This is a genomic window from Microbulbifer regidiadema (SeqCode) (assembly GCF_052467605.1).
Genome location: NZ_CP174316.1, coordinates 3,779,708 through 3,791,515 on the forward strand (window position 1 = coordinate 3,779,708; position 11,808 = coordinate 3,791,515).

11 protein-coding genes are annotated in these 11,808 nt (G+C 58.9%); 4 read left to right on the plus strand and 7 right to left on the minus strand.

Going from position 1 to position 11,808, the window contains the following annotated elements; genetic code table 11:
* Positions 1–62 precede the first annotated feature (62 nt).
* From ACJJIF_RS17075 to ACJJIF_RS17100, 6 genes are all read right to left on the minus strand, one after another.
* Complete coding sequence (locus ACJJIF_RS17075) at positions 63–1,259, minus strand: DUF3426 domain-containing protein (protein ID WP_444929522.1); 1,197 nt, start codon at positions 1,257–1,259, stop codon at positions 63–65.
* 75 nt (positions 1,260–1,334) lie between these two features.
* Positions 1,335–2,216 (minus strand): 50S ribosomal protein L11 methyltransferase, encoded by an 882-nt coding sequence (gene prmA, locus ACJJIF_RS17080; protein ID WP_444929523.1) that lies wholly within the window; start codon positions 2,214–2,216, stop codon positions 1,335–1,337.
* 148 nt (positions 2,217–2,364) lie between these two features.
* Positions 2,365–3,705 carry an acetyl-CoA carboxylase biotin carboxylase subunit gene (gene accC, locus ACJJIF_RS17085; protein ID WP_444929524.1) on the minus strand — a complete coding sequence of 447 codons (1,341 nt, stop codon included), beginning with the start codon at positions 3,703–3,705 and terminating at the stop codon, positions 2,365–2,367.
* Positions 3,706–3,720: 15 nt separating this feature from the next.
* Positions 3,721–4,182 (minus strand): acetyl-CoA carboxylase biotin carboxyl carrier protein, encoded by a 462-nt coding sequence (accB, locus tag ACJJIF_RS17090; protein WP_444929525.1) that lies wholly within the window; start codon positions 4,180–4,182, stop codon positions 3,721–3,723.
* Positions 4,183–4,188: 6 nt separating this feature from the next.
* On the minus strand, positions 4,189–4,659 hold the full coding sequence (gene aroQ, locus ACJJIF_RS17095; RefSeq protein ID WP_444929526.1) for a type II 3-dehydroquinate dehydratase: 471 nt from the start codon (positions 4,657–4,659) through the stop codon (positions 4,189–4,191).
* Between the two features lie 259 nt (positions 4,660–4,918).
* Complete coding sequence (locus ACJJIF_RS17100) at positions 4,919–6,721, minus strand: protein-disulfide reductase DsbD family protein (protein WP_444929527.1); 1,803 nt, start codon at positions 6,719–6,721, stop codon at positions 4,919–4,921.
* A gap of 121 nt (positions 6,722–6,842) precedes the next feature.
* Here ACJJIF_RS17100 and ACJJIF_RS17105 point away from each other — a divergent pair, with 121 nt between their 5' ends.
* The 4 genes from ACJJIF_RS17105 (at position 6,843) to ACJJIF_RS17120 (ending at position 10,605) form a co-directional block, all read left to right on the plus strand.
* Positions 6,843–7,571: an N-acetylglucosaminyltransferase gene (locus ACJJIF_RS17105; protein WP_444929528.1), complete on the plus strand. Its 729-nt coding sequence runs from the start codon at positions 6,843–6,845 to the stop codon at positions 7,569–7,571.
* Positions 7,568–8,026 carry a copper chaperone PCu(A)C gene (locus tag ACJJIF_RS17110; protein ID WP_444929529.1) on the plus strand — a complete coding sequence of 153 codons (459 nt, stop codon included), beginning with the start codon at positions 7,568–7,570 and terminating at the stop codon, positions 8,024–8,026. Before ACJJIF_RS17105 ends, ACJJIF_RS17110 begins: the two co-directional genes overlap by 4 nt.
* 35 nt (positions 8,027–8,061) lie before the next feature.
* Positions 8,062–8,631, plus strand: a complete 570-nt coding sequence (locus ACJJIF_RS17115; protein WP_444929530.1) for a YajG family lipoprotein — start codon at positions 8,062–8,064, stop codon at positions 8,629–8,631.
* Positions 8,632–8,811: 180 nt separating this feature from the next.
* Positions 8,812–10,605 (plus strand): EAL domain-containing protein, encoded by a 1,794-nt coding sequence (locus ACJJIF_RS17120; protein ID WP_444929531.1) that lies wholly within the window; start codon positions 8,812–8,814, stop codon positions 10,603–10,605.
* A 22-nt stretch (positions 10,606–10,627) separates the two neighbouring features.
* Here the strand turns inward: ACJJIF_RS17120 and ACJJIF_RS17125 are convergent, their stop codons facing one another.
* Positions 10,628–11,626 (minus strand): adenosine kinase, encoded by a 999-nt coding sequence (locus ACJJIF_RS17125; protein WP_444929532.1) that lies wholly within the window; start codon positions 11,624–11,626, stop codon positions 10,628–10,630.
* Positions 11,627–11,808: the final 182 nt, after the last annotated feature.

The window sequence follows — 11,808 nt, forward strand, 5'->3', positions numbered from 1 at the left end:
TTGGTTGTTTATGGCGCCACCCCCTCAATTGGGTCACTTAATTGATGGTCGCTCAATTGAGGCTAGTAGGTGATATTGAGCTCGTAGTTTACCGCTTCTGCACCGGGGTCAACCACCTCTATCGCAATATGAATGGGGCTGTTCTGGGGCATCAGCTTGCGTCCGGCCAACTCTCCCTGCAAGTACTCGTCCGGGGTAAAGCGGCGGCTGGCTACGGCTCGATCTTTCAGGTCGCTAAAGTGCAGCAGCAGGTTGGGAAAGGGCTGTGCATAGGGGGCGGTATTGAGCAGCACCGCATCCACTACCAGGGCGCCCTCCAGCTGTGGGTGGGTGCGAACCATCAGGTTGGAGGCCTGGATTGCCTGGTGGTCTTGCAGCTGCGGCAGGTTGCAGCCCAGTGCGGGGCAAATGGCCGCGTAAATATTGCGCCAGGGTTGTTTGCGGCTGAGGCTGTCGAACTGGAAGTAGGCGATCTGAACGACGATACCGAGGATCGCTAGGGGGATCAGTGTGCGCCACAGCCAGGGGGAAACCGTGCGTTTCTGTTTGGGGAGGCCCCAGGACATCTCCAGAGGTGCCGGCTGAATAGCGGAGATCAACTGCTCCCGCTGGGGCTCCTCAGCCGCTGCGGGCTCGTCGTCGGCAAAGACGGGCTCCCGGCGGGCTTCGCCGGCGGCAGTCGAGGTATCTAGCGGTTCGGCGGCAGCGGGTGTTTCCTCGGCGTCCCAGAGGGGGGCCGGGCTCTCAAATTCTGCGGTTGTGTTGTCGGTACTGTATTCAGATGAGGGCGGTGCTTCGAAATCGGGGAGCGCCTCCCAGTCCGGCTTGAGGACTTTATCCAGGTCCTCTTCGGCCTCCTCCTCTAATGGGGTGGCCTCCAGCTTCTGCCACTCGTGATCGCCAAACGCATCGCCGATTAATTCCTGCGCGGTCTCGCTGTACTCTTTGGGTGCCTGTGCTGCGGCGTCCGCAGTTGCGCCCTCCCGGCTGGGGGTGGAATCCGCTGGCGCCGGCGGCGGGGCCGGTTTGTCCTCGTCGAGTTCAATATCGTCGTGGATTAGGAAGTCATCGTCTTCCAGCAGGGTCTCCAGCTCATTGTGGCTGTCGCGATCGCCTTCCGAGAAAACGATGTTTTCATCTGCGCGAAACACCTGTAGGCAAGACCCACAGCGAACGGCGCCGCGGGCAGCGCGCAGTTGCTGGTCATTAATATGAAATGATGTGCTGCAATGGGGGCAGCGGGTTACCAGTTGAGACATTCGACTAGAGCGCAGTTTATTTAGCGGCCAAGTTTATCAGCCCAAAGGGGTCCCGCGTAGTGCTCGGGAGCGCATTTAGCGCACCCGCTTGCCTGTCAGTCTGACCCAGCCCTCGTGTTCGCCATCGGTATCGAACTCGATCCACTCGCTATAGGCGACTTTCACCTGCTCTGCCTGGGAGCTGAGAATACCGGATAGGCAGATTTTTCCGCCGACTTGGGTGAGTTGTACCAGATGCGGGGCGAGTTCTACCAGGGGGCCGGCGAGAATATTGGCCAGCATAACATCGACGGCTTCACTGGGCATTTGCTCGGGCAGGTAGACCGGGAAGCGCTCCGGGTCTATGCCGTTGCGCTGGGCGTTGTCGCGACTGGCAATCAGTGCCTGGGGGTCGATATCGGTGCCGAGAACCCGCTCCGCTCCCAGCAGCAGTGCGCTGATACCCAGAATACCGGAGCCGCAACCGAAGTCGATGGCACTCTTGCCTTCGAGCTCTTGCCGCGCCAGCCACTGTAGGCACAGGAAGGTGGTCGGGTGAGTGCCGGTGCCGAAGGCGAGGCCCGGATCCAGCAGCAGATTGACGGCATCCGCTTGTGGTGGTTCGCACCAGCTGGGGCAGATCCACAAGTTGGGACCGCACTGGATCGGCTTGTAGTGGCTCATCCACTCGCGCTCCCAGTCCTTGTCCTCCAGCTGCTCCCAGCGGACGTTGGGCAGCATTTCGCACAGGAAGGAGGCGGCTTTTGCCTCGGTGACCGAAGTGTCGACTTCCGCATCGAACAGCCCGGTAACCCGTGTTTGCTCCCACAGGGGCACCTCTCCGAGCCCGGGCTCAAGGATCGGTTGGTCGGCGTTGTCTTGTAGGGTGACAGATACGGCACCGGCAAAAAGCAGTGCGTCTTCGATTTTTTCCGCGTGGTCACGGTCGGTGTCCACGCGGAGTTGTAGCCAGGGCATAGTTATTCCGGAGTACTGGTTGCGCTGTTGTAGCGATGTTAGTTGCGGTCGGACCGCACTCAGTTAACGACGGTAGCCATCCCTGGCGACACTCAGTGTCGTTAAGTTTGCCGCAATTCTCGCTAACTTTGCCCCGGCTGGCGAGCGCTTAAAGGCCTAACTTTTTCTCCAGGTAGTGGATATTGACTCCACCCCTAGCGAAGTTTTCATCCCGCACCAAGTCTTCCTGCAGGGGAATATTGGTTTTAATCCCATCGACCACCAGCTCCGATAGGGCCACGCGCATACGCGCCAATGCGGTTTCACGGTCTTCCGCATGGGTGATCAGCTTGGCGATCATGGAGTCGTAGTTGGGGGGCACCGAGTAGCCGGAGTAGAGGTGGGAGTCCACCCGCACACCCAGGCCGCCGGGCATATGGAAGTTGTTGACCTTGCCGGGGCAGGGGAAGAAGGTCTGGGGGTCTTCGGCGTTGATACGGCATTCAAAGGAGTGGCCTTTGATCACGATATCTTCCTGCTTTAGGGACAGCTTCTCGCCGGCACAAACGCGAATCTGCTCTTTGATCAGGTCGACGCCGGTGACCATTTCCGTAACCGGGTGCTCCACCTGGATACGGGTGTTCATTTCGATAAAGTAGAAGCGCTCATTTTCATACAGGAATTCAAAAGTACCCGCACCGCGATAGCCGATATCGATACAGGCTTGTACACAGGACTCGTGTACCTGCCTGCGCACCTCGTCGGGAATACCCGGCGCCGGGGCCTCCTCCAGAACCTTTTGGTGGCGGCGCTGTAGAGAGCAGTCGCGATCGCCCAGGTGGATCGCATTGCCCTGGCCATCGGCCATTACCTGGATCTCCACATGGCGGGGATTCTGCAGGAATTTTTCCATATAGACGGTGCCGTCACCGAAGGCCGCCTGGGCTTCGGACTTGGTCACGGCGATCGCGTTTACCAGCTCCTCTTCCCTTTCCACTACGCGCATGCCGCGACCACCGCCACCGGCGGCAGCTTTAATAATGACTGGATAACCGATACTGCGGCCGATCTCCATACAGCGCTCGCTGTTATCGGGCAGCGGGCCGTCGGAGCCTGGCACGGTGGGAACGCCGGCCTTTTTCATGGCGGCAATGGCCGATACCTTGTCACCCATCAGGCGGATCACATCCGGGTCCGGGCCGATAAAGGTAAAGCCGCTCTTTTGCACCTGCTCGGCGAAGTCGGCGTTCTCTGCGAGAAAGCCGTAGCCGGGGTGTACGGCTACGGCGTCGGTGATCTCCATGGCGGAGATCAGCGCCGGCACATTCAAGTAGCTCTGCGGGGAGGGGTTGGGGCCGATACATACGGATTCGTCGGCCAGGCGTACATGCTTGAGATTGCGGTCTACCAGGGAGTGCACCGCCACAGTGGCGATACCCATCTCTTTACAGGCGCGCAAAATCCGCAGGGCGATTTCGCCGCGGTTGGCGATTAGGATTTTGTCGAACATTGTGACTTACCCCACTCAGACGATGGTCACGAGGGGCTGGTCAAACTCTACCGGTTGGCCATCTTCGAGCAGGATGGACTCGATGGTACCGGCTTTGTCAGCCTCGATCTGGTTCATCATCTTCATCGCTTCGACGATACAGACAACGTCGCCGGCCTTAACCTGCTGCCCGACTTTCACGAAGGGCTCAGCACCGGGGCTGGGTGCGGCGTAATAGGTGCCCACCATCGGCGACTTCACCGCGTGTCCGCTGAGCGCCGGTTTGGACTCTTTTTCCACCGGGGCGGTGGTGGCAGCGGCGGCGGGAGGCGTCTGAACGGGGGCGGGGGGAGCCGTGTAAACTGGCGCAACCGGTTGGGCTGCGCTACTGATGCCGCGGCTGATGCGCACGGACTCTTCGCCCTCTTTGATTTCCAGCTCGCCGATATCCGACTCTTCGAGCAGCTCAATCAATTTTTTAATTTTGCGGATATCCATAGTTATTTACTCGCAGTTTGATTCGTTGTTGTGCAGGTCGGCATCCAATTGGTGGATCGCTGCCTGTAGAGCCAGGGTGTAGCTGTTGGCGCCAAAGCCACAGATTACGCCGCAGGCCAGATCTGAAAGATAGGAATGGTGTCGGAACGCTTCCCTGGCGTGGGGGTTCGACAGGTGAAGCTCAATAAAGGGGATGGCAACCGCTGCCAGGGCATCGCGCAGGGCGACACTGGTATGGGTGAACGCAGCCGGGTTGATCACGATAAAGTCCACGCCGCTAGTCGCCGCCAAGTGGATGCGCTCCAGCAGGGCCGACTCGCTATTGCTCTGCAAGACTTCCAGTTCGTGGCCGGCGGCACTGCACTGGCGCAGGGCGGCCTCATTGATATCCGCCAGGGTGGTGGTCCCGTAGATATGCGGTTCGCGGCTGCCCAAAAGATTTAGGTTGGGGCCGTGAAGGAGAAGAAGTTTAGCCATAATTCGCCCTGAAGAAAGTTGCCGAAAACCCATATAAAGTGGGTTAAAATTGGCTATCTTGCGGGCAAACCCGAATTTTCGGCCTAATTGCCCGAACGCTTTAACCGAGTCTGCCGCAAAAGTGACTCCCTGTCCATGCCAGTTTGGGAGTTTATCGAAGTTAGCAGCAGTTCGGCGATATTGGGCAAAAAATTAGTTCAAAATATCCGGGTTGTGGCCTGTTTACCTTGGGTTGTTGGCTACAAAGACGCCAGAAGTTTTACTGCGCGCTCCCTGTGCTCAAAGGACTGCCCACCGCATTCTCCAGTTCCTGGAGCAAATCATCTTGGGACAGTATCTGCGGCAGTATTTTTGCCTCACCCCCATCGGCGGGATAGAGAAGGTAGAGCGGCACACTGGTGCGCCCGTATTTGGCCAATAGCTCGCTGATTCTCGGGTCTTGATTGGTCCAGTCGCCCTTCAGTGCGACCACGTTGAGACGCTCCAGGGCATCGCTGACTTCGGTGCTCGACAGTACGGCTTTCTCATTCATCAGGCAGGTGATGCACCAGGCCGCCGTCATATTGGCGAGAACTGCGCGGCCTTCACCGCGCGCAGCTTCCAGTCGCTCTGCCGAATAGGGCTCCCAGTAGTCGCTGCCGGACAGCGGCTCCGCCTGGTTGACGGTTTTAAGCTGTGGCAGGAGTAAAACCGCCAGGGTCAGGGCGGCGAGCGCGAGGGCGCCGCGCAGCCAGTGCCATTGCGGGCGCGGCCAAAGCCACAGGGCAAATGCAATGGCCACGGCACCGGCCAGTACCAATGCAATACCATCTCCACCGGTCTGTCGCCCCAGGACCCACAGCAGCCACACCGCAGTGAGATACATGGGGAAGGCCAGCAGCTGCTTCAGGCGATCCATCCAGGGGCCGGGCTTCGGCAGCTTTTCCGCCAGGGCGGGGATATAAGTCAGCAACAGAAAGGGGGCTGCCATGCCGGCGCCGAGGGCGGCAAAAACACTCAGTGCGATTAGCGGGGGCTGTGTGACGGCAAACCCCAGTGCGGAGCCCATCAGTGGCGCAGTGCAGGGGCTGGCCACCAGCGTTGCCAGGGCGCCGGATGCGACAGAGCCCGACAACCCCTGGCGCTTGTTTAGGCTACCGCCGATTCCCATCAGACTACTGCCCAGCTCGGTCATTCCGGACAGGCTCAGACCCATGGTAAAGAACAGGTAGGCGAGCGCAGCCACCAGCCAGGGCGACTGAAGCTGGAAGCCCCAGCCGACGGCCTCTCCGCCGGCGCGGAGGGCGAGCATCACAGCGGCGATAGCCACAAAGCTCACCACCACGCCCAGTGTATAGGCCCAGCCGTGGTGGTGCCTTTGACTGGCATTTTGCGCCGCCTGGCTCACCGCCAGTAATTTAATCGACAGTACCGGGAAGACACAGGGCATCAGGTTCAGAATCAGGCCGCCGGCAAATGCGAGCAGCAGCGCCAGCGATAAGGTGACATTGCTACTGCCGGTGGCGGTGCCGCTGCCCGCCGGCGGAGTGGACGCGCCGGCGATGGAGGCGCTGTCTCCGGGTTGGATAGCCCGGTTGGCAAAATCCACGCTGTAGTAGCGGGTCTGGGGCGGATAGCAGAGCCCTGCATCGGCACAACCTTGGTAGTGGAGCTCGAGTCGCGTGGTACTACCGGACTCGGGGAGGTCCAGGGCAAACTCCAGCTGGCCCCGGTAGACCTCGGTTTCCTTTTCGAAATAATCATCCCAGATGACCTCACCGGTCGGCAGGTTTAGGGGGATGGGAGTTTTCTCACCGCTGTCGACCCGGTACAGGGCCAGCTTTTCGCGATAGAGATAGTACTCCGGGGCAATCTGGAAGAGCCCGTTGAGGCCATTGGCGTCGAAGAGCAAATCCTGCCGGTAGGCTTCATCGACCGGTAGGAAAGTATTTTCCTGGGCACTGCTCAATGAAGCGAAAGGGTTATCGGAGTTCTGCGCTGAGGCCCCAACACTGGCCATTGCCAGCAGGATTGTCAGCAGAACGAGGAAATTTTTCCGGAAACTTTTGGTCATCACAGCCATAGATGAAAAAATTCATTATAGTCGGGTGCACAGCTCAGACTGCTGCACCAGGTGGGGGTTCAGTCGCCGCAGCAGTATAGCGACGCCAGTGGTACAAAAAAAACAACAATAGGGGATTGTTTTGCCGTCATTTGAACGCCTTCACAGCCTTGGGCTACTGCTGTTATTGGCACTTTGCCTGGGGGCCTGCTCATTCACTAAGCCCGCGCCGAAGACGGTTGTCCCTCCTCCCGCCCCTAAAAAGACGCCATCCCAAGACCAGGTTCGGCGCAACAATATTTCCTTTTTTTTGAGTCGTGCGGAACAGGCGCTACGCAAAGGGCATCTAACCCAGCCTGCCGGCGCCAGCGCCTATGACTACTACCTGCGTGTATTGCAACTGCAACCGGAGAACAGTAAGGCCGCAACCGGTATTCAAACCATTGTGGTCACCTATGTCGAGCGGGCCCGGGATGCCCTGCGGCGCAGGGACTTCGGGGAAGTAAACACCCTGTTGAAGCGAGCTGAGATGCTGGCCCCGGCCAACCCACTGGTCGCCGAGGTGCGCGCTCAGCTGGATCGCGAGCGGGGGCGGGCCCAGCTGGATCTGCCCGCCGGGGAGGTTATCGGCCTGCCAGCGGATGAGCTGACGGCGCGCTCCGCTGGGCTGGTGGCGCAGTTGCAGCGTGTCGCGAGCAGAATTCGCCGCGAGCAGTTGCGCGTTATTATCGTCGCGCGCAGCGATGCAGAGGGGCGCTGGGTTTATCAGCAGCTGCGCGAGGCAGTGCCCGGGTATCGGGTGCGCGGAGATATCCGGGTCGGCAATCCGGCGAGATTGATTCTGATTAAGCCCAGCGGAGGGGCAGTATGAAAAAAGTATTGGCATTGGCCTTTTTAATTGCGGCATTGGCTGTTTCTAAAAATGCTTATTCGATGGGAATTAAGGCGGAGGGCTATGTGCGGGAAACACCGCCGGGCGCCCCGATGAGTGCGGCCTTCGTATCACTGCACAACACCGGTGAAGGGAGCCGGGTGCTGACCGGTGTGGCGTTACCCGGTATCGAACAGGCTTCCGCCGACCTGCATACCACGGTAGCGGAGCGGGGGGTAAACCGGATGCGCCCGCTGGCACAGCTGACGATTGCCGCCGGGGCAAGTGTGGAGATGGCCCCCGGAGGCGTGCACTTAATGATTAAAGGCCTGCGCCTACAGGCGGGGGAGCAGCTGCCACTGCGGTTGCTGTTTGCCGATGGCAGCCGTGTAGATATTCTTGTGCCGGTTATCCGGGTGAGCGATGAAAGTGAGCATCGCCACCACCACGGCTAAATAGATCATTTTATGGAAGTTATGGGGAGTTCAACATGAAAAACTTATTGGTTCTCGGCGCTGCTCTGCTGCTTAGTGCCTGCGCCCACAGCCCGCTGCAAATTTGGTTGCAGCCCCAGGTTCAGGTCGCTCCTGAAGCGATAGGCGAGGGGTTTAGCATGACTGTGAACGGTATTAATGAGCTGCCCAGTGGCGGTCTGGGATCACTGGGCGGTGTCTATGCCGATACCGCCCAGGTGAGTATTGGCAACGATGCCGGTGAGGCCATTGCGGCGGGGCTGCGCCAGGGGTTTTCAAACTGGTCATTTCGAATTACCGATAGCGCTGCGGAAGTTCAGGTCACCGCGAAGCTGGTAAAACTGACTTACAACAGCCCCAATACGGTTTATACCACCGAGATTGACACCTCTGCTGAAATTCACCTGGAAGTAAAAATCGGCCCTCGCACTTATTTCGGCACTTATAGCGCTTCGGGTAAAGACCGCAACCTGGTCAAGCCCAGTCGCGAAGAAGTGCAAAGCCGTGTGAATAGCCTGCTCAGTGCCACTTTGCAGCGAGCATTTGCAGACGAGAAATTAAAAAATTTCTTGCGCACCAATCTGTGAATGTGCAATTTATACCTCTGCAAAATAAAACTCGGTTGGGAGACTAGATAGTTGAATAAAATCGGCGATCTTAGGCAATGATGTCGGTAACTCTGTCCGATAATCGGCTTTCCCAAGCTGTCCCCCCGCTGCCGGGGAGGGGCTGTATTTTGCGCGGTTGTAGCTTGAGTGGGGACTGGCGTGACGCTGTTTAATCCGGAGTCCGCTCATTACCTCGGACCTCTCGTCCAGCTGGAAGAGGGCTTGAGGCCCTGCGAGCAGATTAGCCTCCAGGCAGCGGAAGCGGCACTGGGGGCTATCGCGGATGGTGTTATCGTCACCGATGCCTCCGGTACCGTGATTTACACCAACCCGCTGGTCAATGAAATGACTGGAGACCTGGTTGGGTTACTGCCGGGCCAACCTCTGGCTGAGGGGCTGCGCCTGTGCAATAGCCAGGGGGATACCATTGAACCGATACCGCCGGTGTCTGCGGGCCTGACCGAAGTGCCCAGAACCCGGGAGTTTAATGCCAATATTATCCGCCCCGGAGAGGAGCAGGCCCCGCTCGAGGTAACGGTGCAGGTAATGGCGCTGTGGGATAAGGGCGCGCTAAAGAATTATGTCCTGGTGCTGCGGGATACCTCCGCCGCACGCCGCGTTTCCACCCGCCTGATGTGGCAGAGCAGCCACGATGCCCTGACCCGCTTGCCGAATCGACAATTCTTTGAGAGCGAACTGCAAAGCCAGCTCAGCCTCTGCGTGGACAAGCGCCAACACCATGTGCTGCTCTACCTGGATGTTTACCAGTTCAAAGTTATCAATGACACCCTCGGCTTTATCGCCGGCGACCAGTTGTTGGTGCAGCTGGTGGAGCTTATCAAGCGCAGCCTCTCCAGCGCCGACCTGTTCGCCCGGGTTGGCAGTGATGAGTTTGCGATACTGCTGCGCGACTGCACCCTGGAAGAGGGGGGCCGTGTGGTGGCCCGATTGCGGGACTCGGTGCAAAACTTCAGTTTTCACTGGGAGGGCAATGACAACCGCGTCGCGGTGTCGATCGGTGTTGTCGGCGTCGACCGCTTTACCCCCAGTGCCAGCCAGCTGTTGGCCTCGGCCAACGATGCCTGTTGCAGCGCGCGGGAGCAGGGCAGAAACCGGGTCAAGCTGTTTGGGGACTCCCGCAAGGTACTGGAGAAGCGTCGGGAGACAACCTGGGTGGCTGAAATTCATGCGGCGCTAAAAGAGGACCGCCTGATGCTGTACCGGCAGCCGGTGGTTGCGCTCAAGGGGGATCGCAGTGTTCACCACTATGAAATCCTGGTGCGGATGCGCGGTCGCGATGGTGGTGTTATTTCCCCGGGATTATTTCTCCCGGCCGCAGAGCGCTACGGCTTGATCGAAGAAGTGGACCGCTGGGTAATTCGCCGGGTGTTTGACTATATGGCTCAGGAGCAGTCCCTGGGCATGGGCGCGATTAACTATGCGGTTAATATTTCCGGTATCAGCCTGGGGGATGAGACCTTTGCGGACTTTGTGCTGCAATCCCTCGCCGATGCCGGTGTGACCCCTTCGAGGGTCCAGTTCGAGATCACCGAGACCAGCGCCATCAACAATCTCGAACGGGCGCTGATTTTTATCCACAAGCTCAGGGCTGCCGGGTGCAGTTTTGCCCTGGATGACTTTGGTCGCGGTGTTTCCTCCCTGGCCTATCTGCGCCAGTTGCCTGTGGACTTTCTCAAAATCGATGGAAGCTTCGTGCGCAATATGCTCGAAGATGAAATTGATAGCGCTATGGTCAGTACCATCGACCACCTGGCGAAGAGAATGGGGATCAGCACTATCGCCGAGTATGTGGAGAGTCCGGAATTGATGGAAAAACTGAGTCATATGGGCGTGGACTATGCCCAGGGGTTCGGTATTGCCGCAGCGGCGGGATTGCCGGAACTGGATGCCTACCCGGGTATGCGACACCACTCCAGAGGCCCCAAACCCTAGGGCCCCTGGATGGCGGCTGTAACTAGACCACTGGGGCGAGCAGTTCGGAATGCTGCTCGGCGTTCAGTCGCGGTCCGTATTGGCTCACCACCTGGGCGGCGGCGCGGCACGCCAGTTCACCGGCTTCGCTAAAGCTCATTTCGCGGTTGATCGCGTAGAGGAAAGCACCGGCAAACATATCGCCGGCGCCGTTGGTATCGATGGCGCGGACCTCGGGGCTCGCTACGCGGTAAACGTTACTGCCATCCCACAGCAGTGCGCCGTCGGCGCCCAGGGTAATCGCAAAGCTGCGGCAGTAATCGTGCAGGGCTTCAGCGGCCTCTTCAACAGACTCGGTAGCAGTAAAGCTCAGCGCCTCATCCCTGTTGCAGAACAGCATATCCACACCGCCGCCAATCATCTCCCTGAGCCCCTCGCCGAAGAACTGAACCATCGCCGGATCGGACAGGCTGAGTGCGGTTTTCACCCCGTGAGTTTCGGCCTCTTCGCGGAGCTTGATCGCCGCAGCGCGGCCAGTGTCAGAGGAGACCAGGTAGCCTTCGATATAGGCCCACTTGGAGGCGGACAGTGCGTCGCTATCCAGCTCCGCGACGGAGAGGCGCTCACTCATACCCAGGTAGGTGTTCATGCTGCGCTCGGCGTCCGGGGTGATCAGCACCAGACACTTGCCGGTGGTACCCTCGTCGGCCCGCTTCAGTGTCTCGGGGTAGTCCACTCCGGCGCTGTTGAGGTTATCCCTGTAGAAGTCCCCGTTGGCGTCGGCGGCAACCTTGCACGAATAGAAGGTGCGGAGCCCGAAATAGCTGGCAGCAATCACTGTATTGGCGCCGGAGCCACCGCAGGCCAACTTGGCCGTGACCATATGGTTTTTAAGGTCGTCTACCAGCTGTTGCTGGCGGGCGTCATCCACCAGGGTCATGATTCCCTTTTCCACGCCGAGGGCACTCAAATCCTGGTCCGATACTTCGATTTCTGTATCGAGTAGGGCGGCACCTATGCCGTAGAGATCGTATTGCTGCATATCATTCCTATTCGGGCTTATTGTCTCGATTTCCGCCGCATTATGGACGTGATTTTGGCAAGTGCAAGGCGCGGTGTAGTGTCGGCGATGACTAATCTCTGTACAGGCGCCTGCCGCATCCTGGTGAACTTATCGGCGCCTGCTGGGGTCAATTCTCGCACGGGAGCAAATAGCACCTTCAC

Excerpts from the sequence above, each read along its gene's own strand:
- aroQ (WP_444929526.1), bottom strand. The coding sequence starts at position 4,659 with ATGGCTAAACTTCTTCTCCTTCACGGCCCCAACCTAAATCTTTTGGGC.
- accC (WP_444929524.1), bottom strand. The coding sequence starts at position 3,705 with ATGTTCGACAAAATCCTAATCGCCAACCGCGGCGAAATCGCCCTGCGG.
- ACJJIF_RS17125 (WP_444929532.1), bottom strand. The coding sequence starts at position 11,626 with ATGCAGCAATACGATCTCTACGGCATAGGTGCCGCCCTACTCGATACA.
- ACJJIF_RS17110 (WP_444929529.1), top strand. The coding sequence starts at position 7,568 with ATGAAAAAAGTATTGGCATTGGCCTTTTTAATTGCGGCATTGGCTGTT.
- ACJJIF_RS17115 (WP_444929530.1), top strand. The coding sequence starts at position 8,062 with ATGAAAAACTTATTGGTTCTCGGCGCTGCTCTGCTGCTTAGTGCCTGC.
- ACJJIF_RS17100 (WP_444929527.1), bottom strand. The coding sequence starts at position 6,721 with ATGGCTGTGATGACCAAAAGTTTCCGGAAAAATTTCCTCGTTCTGCTG.
- ACJJIF_RS17075 (WP_444929522.1), bottom strand. The coding sequence starts at position 1,259 with ATGTCTCAACTGGTAACCCGCTGCCCCCATTGCAGCACATCATTTCAT.
- prmA (WP_444929523.1), bottom strand. The coding sequence starts at position 2,216 with ATGCCCTGGCTACAACTCCGCGTGGACACCGACCGTGACCACGCGGAA.
- accB (WP_444929525.1), bottom strand. The coding sequence starts at position 4,182 with ATGGATATCCGCAAAATTAAAAAATTGATTGAGCTGCTCGAAGAGTCG.